The organism is Desulfovibrio sp. UIB00, from assembly GCF_022508225.1.
Lineage (GTDB): Bacteria > Desulfobacterota > Desulfovibrionia > Desulfovibrionales > Desulfovibrionaceae > Desulfovibrio.
In genome coordinates this window covers 64,272-77,309 of sequence record NZ_JAETXJ010000007.1, presented here as the reverse complement: position 1 = coordinate 77,309, position 13,038 = coordinate 64,272, and the positions used below count along the sequence as shown (strand labels likewise).

General features: G+C 59.4%; 9 protein-coding genes. 5 read left to right on the top strand and 4 right to left on the bottom strand.

Annotated features, from left to right (window positions below):
* Positions 1-129 precede the first annotated feature (129 nt).
* From JMF94_RS11620 to JMF94_RS11610, 3 genes are all read right to left on the bottom strand, one after another.
* Positions 130-1,617 carry a flagellar hook-basal body complex protein gene (locus tag JMF94_RS11620; RefSeq protein WP_240825267.1) on the bottom strand — a complete coding sequence of 496 codons (1,488 nt, stop codon included), beginning with the start codon at positions 1,615-1,617 and terminating at the stop codon, positions 130-132.
* 249 nt (positions 1,618-1,866) lie between these two features.
* Positions 1,867-2,286, bottom strand: a complete 420-nt coding sequence (locus JMF94_RS11615; RefSeq protein ID WP_240825265.1) for a rhodanese-like domain-containing protein — start codon at positions 2,284-2,286, stop codon at positions 1,867-1,869.
* 50 nt (positions 2,287-2,336) lie between these two features.
* On the bottom strand, positions 2,337-3,527 hold the full coding sequence (locus JMF94_RS11610) for a pyridoxal phosphate-dependent aminotransferase (protein WP_240825263.1): 1,191 nt from the start codon (positions 3,525-3,527) through the stop codon (positions 2,337-2,339).
* 88 nt (positions 3,528-3,615) lie between these two features.
* On the opposite strand from JMF94_RS11610, the gene JMF94_RS11605 reads away from it, so the two are divergent.
* Complete coding sequence (locus JMF94_RS11605; RefSeq protein WP_240825261.1) at positions 3,616-4,053, top strand: MbtF; 438 nt, start codon at positions 3,616-3,618, stop codon at positions 4,051-4,053.
* Between the two features lie 305 nt (positions 4,054-4,358).
* Here the strand turns inward: JMF94_RS11605 and JMF94_RS11600 are convergent, their stop codons facing one another.
* Entirely contained in the window at positions 4,359-6,158 is a 1,800-nt protein-coding gene (locus tag JMF94_RS11600; RefSeq protein ID WP_240825260.1) for a 3-phosphoshikimate 1-carboxyvinyltransferase, read from the bottom strand.
* Positions 6,159-6,650: 492 nt separating this feature from the next.
* Here JMF94_RS11600 and aprB point away from each other — a divergent pair, with 492 nt between their 5' ends.
* From aprB to JMF94_RS11580, 4 genes are all read left to right on the top strand, one after another.
* Positions 6,651-7,139: an adenylyl-sulfate reductase subunit beta gene (aprB, locus tag JMF94_RS11595; protein WP_240825259.1), complete on the top strand. Its 489-nt coding sequence runs from the start codon at positions 6,651-6,653 to the stop codon at positions 7,137-7,139.
* 37 nt (positions 7,140-7,176) lie between these two features.
* Positions 7,177-9,165, top strand: coding sequence for an adenylyl-sulfate reductase subunit alpha (aprA, locus tag JMF94_RS11590; protein WP_240825258.1), 1,989 nt, complete (start codon positions 7,177-7,179; stop codon positions 9,163-9,165).
* Between the two features lie 365 nt (positions 9,166-9,530).
* On the top strand, positions 9,531-10,766 hold the full coding sequence (locus tag JMF94_RS11585) for an FAD-dependent oxidoreductase (protein WP_240825256.1): 1,236 nt from the start codon (positions 9,531-9,533) through the stop codon (positions 10,764-10,766).
* Between the two features lie 5 nt (positions 10,767-10,771).
* A complete protein-coding gene (locus JMF94_RS11580) occupies positions 10,772-13,030 on the top strand; it encodes an FAD-dependent oxidoreductase (RefSeq protein WP_240825253.1) in 2,259 nt (752 codons plus the stop codon).
* Positions 13,031-13,038 lie beyond the last annotated feature (8 nt).

Genomic DNA, 13,038 nt, shown 5'->3' with positions numbered 1-13,038 from the left:
TCCAAGTGTTTGAGTATGGTTTGCGTTTGCCAGTTTTGCAGCGGTATCTTGCCAGAAATACAAAAGGCCCCGGTTATGCCGGGGCCGGAATATCATGACACCAAGGAAGGGTCTGCGCCCATGCAATGACTACCGTTTGAGTTCCATGGCCTTTTGCAACATCTGATCTGCCGTGGTCACAACCTTGCTGTTGGACTGAAAGCCGCGCTGGTTGACAATCATGTTGACCATTTCCTGGGACATGTCCACGTTGGAATTTTCAATGTTGTATGCGTTTATCTTGCCGTAGTTTTCCGTACCCGCAACGCCCATTTCCATATTGCCGGAATCTTTTGTAGCGGCAAAGAGGTTGTTGCCCTCGCGGCGCAGGCCGTCTTCGCTTGTGAAACGGCATACAGGGATCTGCCAGAGATCCATGCTCTTGTTGTTGGAAAACTTGCCCACCACCGTGCCATCGGCGCTGATGCTGATGTTGTTCAGTGTGCCTTCGGCGTATCCATCCTGGGTGCGTGTGCGCGTCACAGGAGAGGAAGATGTGTAGTTGGTTGTGGCATCCGCAGCGCGGGTATAGGCGTTGCCCATACTCGCCAGTGCCGTGGGGTCTGTACCCACGCTGGCAGCATTGCCAGGACTGTTTTGCCAGCCGCTCTTGGCGGTGATGCCCAGGTTCACTGTGACAGGCGTACCGTTGACCGTCATCTGGGGTATGCCGTCCTTGGAGAGCGCGGCCGCGTTCCAGTCCGCAAGGTTTGTGCTGCCCGCAGTGCTGGGGGTGTATGCCGACATGCCCGAGAGTTCACCGTTAGCATTGAAACTGAGGGTGCCCGCCATCAGGGGCTGGGCCTTGCCGCCCTTGGCATCGACATCCGAGGCAATGAGGTACTCCACAGTCGTTCCGGGTGTTGTGGAAGGCGCGCCGTCAAAATAGATTGTGGCCGAGTGGGCCGTGCCGTCGGCGCCATACAGGGTAATGCTCTGCCCGTAGCCGTAGCTGGAACTGTTCATGGGAGGCACGTTGGAGGCATTATACTGACCAATGAGGCTGAAATAGGGATTTGTGGGGTCGCTGGAAGTGTCTTTGGACTGTCCCACATTAAAGCGCATATCAACAGCCGTGGTGGCCTTGGCGGGCATCTTGGCGAATCTGTCAACCGTAACCTGCGCCAGACCGCCCTTGGTGCCGTCCTCGGCGTATTTGTACCCCATAAGGGCCATGCCAGCAGGTGTGCGCCAAACTCCCTGATTGTCGGGCCGGAGGTCGCCCGCGCGGGTGTAATACTCTTCGCCGGTTTTGTCCGTTACCTGAAAGAAGCCTTTGCCGCTGATGGCCATATCGGTAACGGTATTGGAAGACTCAAGAGCGCCCTGGTTGTACCGTGTGAGCACCGCGTCCAGCTGTACGCCTTGGCCTACCTGCCCAAGGGCAACCTTGGAGTTTGTCTGCGCATCCCACGAGTCGCCTATGTTCCCTTGTTGCGCGTAAAAAACGTCAGAGAACAGAGCGTTTTGCTGCTTGTACCCGATGGTGCTCACGTTGGCGATGTTGTTTGAGATAACGTTCATGCCGCTACTCAACGTTTTCATGCCCGTGGCGCCGATAAACAATGACGAGTTCATGCTCTGCCTCCTGTCGGGGGGAATAATTTTCCCGTGCCCGGAACCGATACCCCAAACGGCAAGACGTTTCTGTTGCGAAAACGTATGCGCGTTGCGCCGCCCGTGTGCGCGGCGCGCCTTGCCTGCGGCGCGTATGTCGCGCATCCGCCTAGGCAAAGAAAAAGGGCGGGGAGGAAAAATCTTCCTCTCCGCCCTGAATAGAAGCAGAATCCGTGCCAGCCGTAACGCTGCTTGCGCTACAGCGGCGCGCTATTTTTGCAGTGGCAGGCCTTGTTTCTGCCAGCCCGTGATGCCTTCATTCATGTGAAGGATATTGGTTATCCCTTCTTTTTCCATGGCGTCGTAGGCTCCGGCAGAGCGGTTGCCCGTGCGGCAATAGAGCAGCACCGGCTTGTCCTTGGGCAGGCCAAGTATCTGCGAATCAAAGGATGCGCCGAAAAAGTCCATGTTGACAGCGCCTGCAAGGTGCCCCTCGCGGAATTCCGCCGGGGTGCGCACATCAACAATGGTCAGCCCCTGTGGAGGATTCTGCAACAGGCTTGCGGCGTCCTTCACGCTGATATCCTTGGCGGAAACCTGAACGGCAGCCAGCAGGAGGAAGCATGCGAGCGTCGACATCAGGCCGTAAAGCCTGCCGCGCGGTGGCGTTGCGGAGAGGGTGTGCGTCATTTCTGCTACCTGTGGTGGTTTGAGATCGGTCTGTAGGCCTGCCTGCGATGCTATTTTACGGAGGCGCGGGCCTTGGCAAAGCCGTCGGCAGCCTTGCGGATCACTTCTTCGCCCACGCAGAATGCCAGACGGAAGTAGCCGGGGCAGCCAAAGCCGGAGCCGGGAACCGCCAGCACGCGTTCTTCGACCAGCCTGTTCACAAAGGCCACATCGTCCCCGCCGGGAGCCTTGGGGAAGAAATAAAACGCGCCTGCAGGCATCTGGAATTCGTATCCGGCGTTTTTGAGCACCTCGGCCATGGCCTTGCGGCGGGCGGCGTAGACGTTCAGGTCAACCTGGCTGCCCAGGGCGGCGGCCATGATGTGTTGGCCTACAACGGGCGGGTTCACAAAGCCGAGAATTCGGTTGGTGAGCGTGAGAGCGGCCATGAGCTCGGCCTTTTCGTGCAACAGAGGTGAAACGGCGGCAAAGCCCACGCGTTCGCCGGGCAGCGAAAGATTTTTGGAGAAAGAGCTGATGACCACGGCGTAAGGATAAAGCGGCAGCACCGAAGGCACTTCCGCACCGTCATAGGCAAGGAAGCGGTACGGTTCATCGGCCACAAGCCAGATGGGCTTGCCGTATTCCTGACTCTTGTTTTCCAGCAGCTCGGTCAGAGCCTTGAGGTCTTTGCGGCTGTAAATCACACCGGTGGGATTGTTGGGCGAGTTGATGAGCACCACGCGCGTTTTGGGGCTGATGGCTTCTTCAAGCGCGGCAAGGTCGGGCGCAAAGGTGTCAGCCTTGCTCATGACAGCGCGGAAGGTGCCGCCGTGGTTGGCTACATAGAAGCCGTATTCCACAAAGTAGGGCGCAAAGCCCAGCATTTCTTCGCCGGGATTGATGACCGCGCGCAAAAAGGCGTTGAGCACGCCAGCAGCGCCGCAGCCCAGCAGCACATCATTGGCGGTGAGCGCCACGCCTTGTTCCTTGCTGAGGTGGGCGGACAGTTTTTCCCGCGCCCATACAAAGCCGCCGTTGGGCATGTAGCCAAAGGCAAAAGGTTCGCCAGCGTGTTCTGTAAAGGAACGCAAACCGTCCACAACGGCGGGGGGTGCTGGCAGGTCGGGGTTGCCCAGGCTGAAGTCATACACGTTATCCGCTCCAAAACGGGCCTTGAGCTGGCCTCCGGCCTCGAACATGCGGCGGATCCACGAAGAGTGTTCCAGATACCCCGTAACGCTGTCTGCAAGAATGGACATATACTGCTCCCACTGGTTGTTGTATTCGACCTGACTATTGGTTATGCTTCCAAAAGCCGCATAAAGCAATTGTCATTTGGAGGCCCTGATGCGTTTTGAAATTTTAGGCAAAGCCCGGCGTGCGCTCTTCCCTGTGCTGTTCGCGGCAGTCCTGCTGCCCGCTTGCGCCTCCAAGGAGACGCAGGAAATTCCAGACGGCATGGCCGTTACCGTTACCTTGCGCGAAGTTCACCGCTGTTCCCGGATATCGCCTGAAATTCAGGTGGCACAGATCCCCGGCAGCACAGATTATTATGACGTGCGCCTGGTGGAATTTACCAATGATGGCCAGGACCTGTTCCTTGGCGGTGGCGAGTGGAACAACGACGGCAGCGGCATTATCCCCGAGGGCGGCTTGACGCGTCACTATCGTGGCCCCTGCCCGCCTGCAGGGCAATCCCGAAACTATGCCTTTATTGTTTCAGCCATGAGTCGGCAGAACATGCAGCCCCTTTCCGTGCGGCTGTTCCGCTTTACTCAGGAATAATCTTCGCAGCCGCGTTTTTTTGTCCGCTATTGCGGAGTGGGCATGGCGGCCCAAACGGAATTTCCGTCCCGTTGCAGATATGCTGCGCGGGGCGGATTTTTTTGCCGCTGCGCCAGACGTTGGCTGAGGGAAAATTTCTGCCCCACGGTCGCCTGTGGCCCGCGTAGCATTGCAAGCGTGCTGGGTAGAGGCTCGCCGGTGTGGCTCCTGCCCCATGTAATGCCTTTATGTCTGCACTTGCCTTGTAAACGCCAACAGGCGCTGGGGACGATATCTCGCCGCCAGCGCCTGTTGTGTCTTTTTTTCTAATAGTCGTCTTCGTCTTTCAGTTCCGGCGGCACAGCCACTGCGCCGGTGATAATGCGGCGTCTGGGAGCGGCAGCTGGAGCTTCCGGCGCGGCCGAACGGCGCACTGCCGGTTCGGGCAGGGTATTGTACAGCGCCCAGAAGGGCGGGTACAGCCCGGTCATGATGCCGGGGTTGCCCAGCTTCTGGTGGGGGCTTGCACAAGCAGTCAGTGCAAGGGCCATTGCCCAGACAGGATCAGGGGCATTCCAGCCCGTGCGCGGGCCAGCTTGTTCTTTTTTGCACAATCTGCCGTTTTCATCCAAATCCAGACCCACAGCAGAAAGAAAACTTTCTACCGTTGTGCGGTCTGTACCAGAGGGCAGGACAGGCAGAACGGCCTTGTCGCCGCGCAGGGCTGCACAGGCGGCCAGAGCCACCGGCAGCGGAGCCCAGGCGGCGGGGAACCCGGCAGGCAGATCACCCTTAGCGTACTGCTTCAGGGGCGCAGCAGCGCGTGCGCAGACTTCGCCGCCGTTTTTGCCCGCTTCAAAGCGCAGGTCAAGGCCGAGCTGCTGCAAAAGATCCCAGCCGGCTTCGGCTGCGGGCAGGGCGGGCCACTGGCCGCCAAGCAGGGCTTCGCCGCCCAGAGCCAGGGGCAGAGCCAGAAGAAAGAGCGCCAGCTCCGGCTCCATGCCAGCCTGAGGCTGGGCAGGCAGGCTGAGCGGGCCAGGATTGACGCGTACTTTTGCGCCCTCCACCTGTACGTCTGCGCCAGCTGCGCGCAGTATGGGCAGTATGCGGGCAACAATGAGCCTGTGCTCGGGATGCGAGCCAAGATCAAGGGTGATCGCCCTTTCGTAGCCGGGAGCCGCCAGCAGGATGCCCTCGGCCAGTTCGGCGGGCACATCGGCAGGCAGTTTGACGGAATCAGGCAGAATGCCGGAGCACTCAAGGCGCGCGGGCAGGCCGTCGCTCTTGGGCACCACATGCACAAGGCGCGCTCCCAGGGTGGGCAGGAAGTGTCGCACAGAGGAAAAATCAGCCAGTTTCAGGCTGGCATCGCCAGTAAACTTTGCGCGCGAGGGGCGGCCAAGGTAGTGCCCCAGCAGCATGAAGAAGTTCCAGGCGCTGTCGCCCGTGTGGATTACCTTGTCAGATGCGCCAAGCGGGGCCGCCGGGCGGGCGGAAACGCCTTCATCCTCGCGGGTCATCGAGGCGCCTGCCTGATTGAGCATTTTGACGCAGTCAACAATGGGATCATTCATGAGGCAGGGTGCGATATGCAGGGGCTGGCCCGTGGCTGCGGCCAGCATCAGCCATGCGCGCGTGGCCCGGCAGGCCAGGGGTGCAGGCATGTTCAGGCGCACGTGCTTGGCGGGCGGTGCAAGGTTAAAGGCCGTGCGCGGCGGTTCCTGCATCGCTGCACCGCCGAGTTCGCCGCCTTCATCCGCGCCGTCAGCGCGGGCAGAGGCGGGACGGGGCTGAAATTCCACTTCCTGCATGAGCGAAAAAAAGTGGCCCGAAAGGCGCGCGTCGCGGCTGATGCGGGAAACGGAGGCTTCCCACGATTCACGGATGGTTTTTTCTTCCGTGGAATCGAGCCGGGGTTTGTCGCCGCGCATGCGGACAAGAATATTATTGCGGCGAAGCAACAGCCGCAGAATGTCGCGGTCGATCTCGCAAACCACTTCGCGCAGCGGCTTGCGGGCGCGCGCATCGCCGGTTTCGTGCCCGTTACGGGGGCCGCGCGGGGCGCGCTGGCCCCGTGCTTCGCGCGCATCGCGGGGAGCGCGGGAATCGTTGGAATTGTCGGTCATGCCTTGTCCTGTACTGATAATGAAATTTGGATAGGAGGGGTCCGCCCGTGGCGCAGCATTGAAAAAACAACAGGTTGCCGACTCATGGCTCGTTTTGCCGCGGGGGCTTCCCTTATCTGCCCAAGCGTGTTAGCTTGAAATGGCTTCTCTTGCAAGGGTTGCGCATCAGGCAGTCCTGCGTGGCATGATCCGTTAGCTTTTGAAATGGTTGTGACGCAAGAGGGGCGGAAAAGCGAAATAGATTTTTTTTCACAAGGCAGTTAACATTTTGAATTTGCTGTAAATCCACATGACGGCTCTGTGAAGTTTCCACGAATTTTTGCAGAGGGGGGTTGACTCAAAGGCTAAGTGCTTGTTACTAATTGCGCAAGCCATACGCCCAACCTTCGTTGTGGAGGCGCTCGGCTAACCCCGGCGTGACGGATTTGCCGCGCGCCTCGCCGAACCCGGCGGGTTTTTCTGAAACACTTTTAAAAGAGTTGGAGGATACGTATGCCGACGTTTGTCGATCCGTCCAAGTGCGACGGCTGCAAGGGTGGCGAAAAGACGGCCTGCATGTACATTTGCCCCAATGACCTCATGATTCTTGATTCTGAGGAAATGAAGGCATACAACCAGGAACCCGATGCCTGCTGGGAATGCTATTCCTGCGTTAAGATCTGCCCCCAGGGCGCCATTACGGCCCGTCCCTATGCAGACTTTGCCCCCATGGGCGGGACCTGTATCCCCATGCGTTCGGCTGACTCCATCATGTGGACCGTCAAGTTCCGCAATGGCAACGTGAAACGCTTCAAGTTCCCCATCCGCACTACGCCGGAAGGTTCCATCAAGCCCTTTGAAGGCCATCCCGAAGGCGCCAACATCGAAGATGAACTGCTGTTCACCGAATCTGCCTTGGCCGTCCCGAAGACCGCCCTTGGCAAGAAGTTCGATGTTAAGGACGCTGACAAGACCTTCACCTGCATGGAACACGGCCGCTAGGCTATTGCAACCGCTAGTGCGATAAGGAGAAACAATTATGCCAATGATTCCCGTCAAGGAAGCGACGAAGGGTGTGGCCATTGCCGAGCCTGAAGTTAAGGAACATGCGGTTGACCTGCTGATCGTGGGCGGCGGCATGGGCTCCTGCGGCACCGCTTTTGAAGCAGTGCGCTGGGGCGACAAGCACGGCCTGAAGATCATGCTGGTTGACAAAGCCACCCTCGAGCGCTCCGGCGCCGTGGCCCAGGGTCTTTCCGCCATCAACACCTACCTGGGTGAAAACGACGCCGACGACTACGTCCGCATGGTCCGCACCGACCTTATGGGCCTGGTTCGCGAAGACCTTATCTTCGACGTAGGCCGTCACGTTGACGACTCCGTGCATCTGTTTGAAGATTGGGGCCTTCCCTGCTGGATCAAGGGCGACGACGGCCACAACCTGAACGGCGCTGCCGCCAAGGCTGCTGGCAAGAGCCTGCGCAAGGGCGATGCCCCTGTGCGTTCCGGCCGCTGGCAGATCATGATCAACGGTGAATCCTACAAGTGCATCGTGGCCGAAGCTGCCAAGAATGCCCTGGGTGAAGACCGCATCATGGAACGTATCTTCATCGTGAAGCTGCTTCTCGATAAGAACACCCCCAACCGCATCGCCGGCGCCGTGGGCTTCAACCTGCGCGCTAACGAAGTGCACATCTTCAAAGCCAACACCATCATGGTGGCCGCTGGCGGTGCCGTTAACGTGTACCGTCCCCGCTCCACCGGTGAAGGCATGGGCCGCGCCTGGTATCCTGTGTGGAACGCCGGTTCGACCTACACCATGTGCGCTCAGGTTGGCGCTGAAATGACCATGATGGAAAACCGCTTCGTGCCCGCCCGCTTCAAGGACGGTTACGGCCCCGTGGGTGCGTGGTTCCTCCTGTTCAAGGCCAAAGCCACCAACTCCAAGGGTGAAGATTACTGCGCCACCAACCGCGCCATGCTGAAGCCTTACGAAGATCGCGGCTACGCCAAGGGCCATGTCATCCCGACCTGCCTGCGTAACCACATGATGCTTCGTGAAATGCGCGAAGGCCGCGGCCCCATCTACATGGACACCAAGAGCGCTCTGCAGAACACCTTCGCGACCCTGAACGAAGAACAGCAGAAGGATCTTGAATCCGAAGCTTGGGAAGACTTCCTCGACATGTGCGTTGGCCAGGCCAACCTTTGGGCCTGCACCAACACCGCGCCTGAAGAACGTGGTTCCGAAATCATGCCCACCGAACCCTACCTGCTCGGCTCCCACTCCGGTTGCTGCGGCATCTGGGTTTCCGGTCCCGATGAAGCTTGGGTGCCCGAAGACTACAAAGTGAAGGCTTCCAACGGTAAGGTCTACAACCGCATGACCACCGTTGAAGGCCTCTTCACCTGCGCCGACGGCGTGGGCGCTTCCGGCCACAAGTTCTCCTCCGGTTCGCATGCTGAAGGCCGCATGGCTGGCAAGCAGATGGTCCGCTGGTGCCTTGATCACAAGGACTTCAAGCCTGAGTTCGCTGAAACCGCCGAAGAACTGAAGAAGGCCGTTTACCGTCCCTTCTACAACTTCGAAGAAGGCAAGGCCGCTTCGACCGACCCCGTGGTGAACCCGAACTACATCACGCCCAAGAACTTCATGATGCGTCTCGTGAAGTGCACCGACGAATACGGCGGTGGCGTGAGCACGTACTACACCACCTCCAAGGCGCTGCTTGACACCGGCTTCAACCTGCTCGCCATGATGGAAGAAGACTCCTTCAAGCTGGCCGCTCGTGACCTGCACGAACTGCTGCGCTGCTGGGAAAACTACCATCGTCTGTGGACGGTGCGCCTGCACATGCAGCACATCGCCTTCCGTGAAGAATCCCGCTACCCCGGCTTCTACTACCGTGCGGACTTCATGGGCCTGGACGACGACACTTGGAAGTGCTTCGTGAACTCGAAGTACAATCCCGCCACCGGCGAGACCAAGATCTTCAAGAAGCCCTACTACCAGATCATCCCCGACTAGTCGGCGGCACTGATGCCAAATGGGGGCGGCCGCAAGGCCGCCCCCTCTGCTGCAAGCTCTGGCTTTGCCAGGCTCGCGGCGGCGAAAAACGCGTGCCGGCGGCGGCCCAGGCCCTGCCGGAAAAAGAGCGGTTTTCGTGCCAGCCTGTTGGTGTGCCGATTGTTTGGGCATAGGTGCGCAGCACAAGGCAAATGTTCGGCAAGGGGATGACCGGCAGCAGGCCCCCCTTTGTCGGCGGGCGTGGTGCGGGCAGTTTTGTGCGCTGGCGCTCGCAGAGGTCGGCCACGGGGCCGCTCCTTTTTTTTCGCGGCGGGAGTCCTTTTCCTTCTTCAGCCGCTATGCAACAACGCAGGAGGATATCCAGGATGTCCAATGCCATTCTCGTCGTGGGCGGCGGCTTTGCAGGCCTCACAGCCGCCATTGAAGCGGCGGAACTGGGCCACGACGTCTTTATCGTCGAAAAGTCGCCCTGGCTTGGTGGGCGCGTGGCTCAGCTCAATAAGTATTTTCCCAAACTTTGTCCCCCCTCCTGCGGCTTGGAAATTCAGTTCCAGCGCATCAGGAACAACCCGCGCATAAAATTTTTCACCCAGGCCGAAGTGGTCGGGTTTATGGGCGTAAAGGGCGATTACAAGGTGAAGGTGCGCATCAGCCCCCGTCACACCGCCCCGCACAATATTGATTTCAGCCTGCTGGCCTCCAGCCTGACCGGCGAAGTGGAAAGCGAATTCGAGCTTGGTCTTGCCACGCGTAAGGCCCTGCACAAGGATATGCCTTTCGCCTTCCCCAGCCGTTACACGCTTGACCTTGATGCGCTTTCCAAGTCTGACAGCGCACGGGTTGCCGGGGCCAAGTTCCTTGATGTGAATGAACCGCAGCGCGATATTGATCTCAATGTCGGCGCGGTGGTCGTTGCCACAGGCTGGAAGCCCTATGATGTTACCCAGCTGACCAATCTTGGTGCGGGCAACGTGAAAAACTGCGTGTCCAACATGCAGCTTGAACGCCTTGCTTCACCCTTTGGCCCCACTGGTGGCCGCATTGTCCGTCCTTCTGACGGCCGTGCTCCCCACCAGGTCGCCTTTGTGCAGTGCGCTGGTTCCCGCGACCAGAACCACCTGAACTACTGCTCCTACATCTGCTGTATGGCCACGCTCAAGCAGTGCCTGTACATTGCAGAGCAGAATCCCGATACGCAGATCACGGTGTACTACATCGACCTGCGCGCCCCGGGCCGCTATGTGAAGGTGCTGGAAAAGGTTAAGGCGCTGCCCAACGTGAAGTTCGTCAAGGGCAAGGTTGCCGACGCCGTGCAGGCCGAAGGCAACAGGGTGCGCATTACGGCTGAAGACGCCGTGCGCGGTGAAAAGATGACCCTTGATTATGATCTTGTTGTGCTGGCCACTGGCATGCAGCCCTCGCTGGCTGGCGAAAATGCGCCCCTGCCCCTGCCGCTGGACGAAGACGGCTTTATTGCGGGCGGAGAAGAGGCCGGCATTTTTGCCGCTGGTTGCGCGCGCATGCCCCTTGATGTGATGCGCTCGGCGCAGTCCGGCACAGCCGCCGCCCTGAAGGCGGTACAAACGGTGAAAGGGAGGTAGGCGGCATGTCGGGTAAAATTGGCGTCTATTTTGACCAGCAGAACATTGGCGGCGGGCTTGATCTGACCGCTCTGGCCGAACAGACGAGCCAGAAGTGGGGCAGTCTTGTTCCCGTAGTCAAGGTCGTTCCTGTGCTGGCCCTAGCCGTGAGCGAAATCAAGGCCGACATCGAAGCGCAGGGGCTGGACGGCGTGCTGCTGTGCGGCGCTTCCCCCCGCGTGGATGCGGACATCTACCGCCTGCCCGTGCAGGTGGAACACGTAAACCTGCGCGAACAGTGCGTGCAGGCCTATAAAAATCCTGATCACACCCCCGTGGACACGGCCAACGGCGCGCCCGAACTGCTGGCGCTCATGGCCCGCGACTATGTGAACATGGGCGTGGTCAAGCTGCAAAAGAGCGAAGTGCCCGATTCTGCCGCCATCACCGGCGTGCCGAGGGTGCTCGTTATCGGCGGCGGCTGGACGGGTCTTACCGCAGCTGCTGAGGCTGCTGAAACCGGGTATGAAGTTGTGCTCGTTGAAAAAGCCGAAAAGCTCGGCGGCGCTGCCAACAACATCCCCATGGGTTCGCCCCTGGCCTCCCCGTGGACGGACAAGCAGCCCACCAACGTGGCCGACAAGATCAGCAAGGTGCTTGGCAACAGCAAGATCACCGTGCACATGAACACCCGCATGGAAAAGCTGGAAGGCCAGCCCGGCGAGTTCAAGGCCACCTTTGCCACTCCTTCCGGCTCGCAGACCATCGAAGTGGGCGCTGTGGTGCTGGCTACCGGCTGGGTGCCGCTTGATCAGAAATACCTTGCCTCCATGGGCCTTGGGCAGAGCACCAAGGTTGTGGACGCCGCCACCTTTGGCAAAATGCTGGTGGCCGATCAGGTGAACGCCCGCCGCATCGCCTTTGTTCTTGACACCACCATGGCTGAAGAAGCCGTGCGCAAGGCCGCTGAAGAAGCCGAAGCCGCTCCTGAAGCCGCCAAGCCTGCGGAAGGTGAAGAAGAAAAAGGCTTTGTAAAAGCCAACCTCGAAAGCTTCCGCCATGTTGCGTATTCCAACGCGGTCAACAGCGTGGGCATGCTCCGCCTTGCCAATACGGTCTGCGAAAAGACCAACGACACCTGTCAGACCTTTATCCTTTACAAGGACATGACCGTTCCCGGCATTCTTGAACGCTTCTACAAGAAGATGCAGGATCGTCTGGGCGTCATGATGACCAAGGCCGACGTGACCGACATCCGCGAAGCTGGCGACCACATGGTTGTGAGCTGCAAAAATACCCTGCTGGGTATGGATTTCGATCTGGATGTGGATCTGGTTGTGTTGCCCACGGGCCTCGTGCCCACCACGGCCAAGGACGTGACCGTCTGCTTTGACTATCGCCAGGGTCCGGACTTCCCGGATCTGAACCTGTTCGATGGTTTTGCGGATTCCAACTACATCTGCTTCCCCTACGAAACGCGCCGCACCGGCGTGTACGCTGCGGGTTGCGTGCGTCAGCCCCTGACCATGGATGCCTGCGAAGAAGACGCCAAGGGCGCTGTGCTCAAGGCCATGCAGTGCATTGAAGCTGCCAGCCACGGCGTGGCTGTACATCCCCGTTCGGGCGACCTTTCCTACCCCGTGTTCAACTTTGTGCGTTGCACCCAGTGCAAACGCTGCACGGAAGAATGCCCCTTCGGCGCTCTGGATGACGATGAAAAGGGAACGCCCAAGCCCAATCCGGCACGTTGCCGCCGTTGCGGCACCTGCTTTGGCGCTTGCCCGGAACGCGTTATCTCCTTTGCCAACTACAATATCGACCAGATCGGCTCCATGATCCGCGAAGTGCAGGTGCCCAAGGACTTCAAGGCCGACGGCCCCCGCGTGCTGATTCTGGCCTGCGAAAACGACGCCTACCCGGCGCTCGATATGGCCGGTGCCCGCAACAAGCCCTGGAGCCCCTACTGCCGCATCATTCCGGTGCGCTGCCTTGGCTCTGTCAACGCCATCTGGGTGTCTGACGCCATGAGCAAGGGCTACGACGGCGTCATGCTGCTGGGCTGCAAATATGGCGATGACTACCAGTGCCACTTTGTGAAGGGCTCTGAAATCTGCTCCCGCCGCAAGGAAAACATTGCCGAGACGCTTAACCGCCTTGGCGTGCAGCCCGAACGCGTGGAACAGCTTGAAGTGGCCATTGACGAATACGACAAGGTACCCGACCTGATCGACGGCTTTGTTGACCGCATCATGGCCATGGGCCCCAACCCGTTCAAGGGCATGTAGGAGGATGG

What these genes read in the sequence shown, in the direction of transcription:
- JMF94_RS11620 (WP_240825267.1), bottom strand. Translation starts at nt 1,617, where the DNA reads ATGAACTCGTCATTGTTTATCGGCGCCACGGGCATGAAAACGTTGAGT.
- JMF94_RS11615 (WP_240825265.1), bottom strand. Translation starts at nt 2,286, where the DNA reads ATGACGCACACCCTCTCCGCAACGCCACCGCGCGGCAGGCTTTACGGC.
- JMF94_RS11610 (WP_240825263.1), bottom strand. Translation starts at nt 3,527, where the DNA reads ATGTCCATTCTTGCAGACAGCGTTACGGGGTATCTGGAACACTCTTCG.
- JMF94_RS11605 (WP_240825261.1), top strand. Translation starts at nt 3,616, where the DNA reads ATGCGTTTTGAAATTTTAGGCAAAGCCCGGCGTGCGCTCTTCCCTGTG.
- JMF94_RS11600 (WP_240825260.1), bottom strand. Translation starts at nt 6,158, where the DNA reads ATGACCGACAATTCCAACGATTCCCGCGCTCCCCGCGATGCGCGCGAA.
- aprB (WP_240825259.1), top strand. Translation starts at nt 6,651, where the DNA reads ATGCCGACGTTTGTCGATCCGTCCAAGTGCGACGGCTGCAAGGGTGGC.
- aprA (WP_240825258.1), top strand. Translation starts at nt 7,177, where the DNA reads ATGCCAATGATTCCCGTCAAGGAAGCGACGAAGGGTGTGGCCATTGCC.
- JMF94_RS11585 (WP_240825256.1), top strand. Translation starts at nt 9,531, where the DNA reads ATGTCCAATGCCATTCTCGTCGTGGGCGGCGGCTTTGCAGGCCTCACA.
- JMF94_RS11580 (WP_240825253.1), top strand. Translation starts at nt 10,772, where the DNA reads ATGTCGGGTAAAATTGGCGTCTATTTTGACCAGCAGAACATTGGCGGC.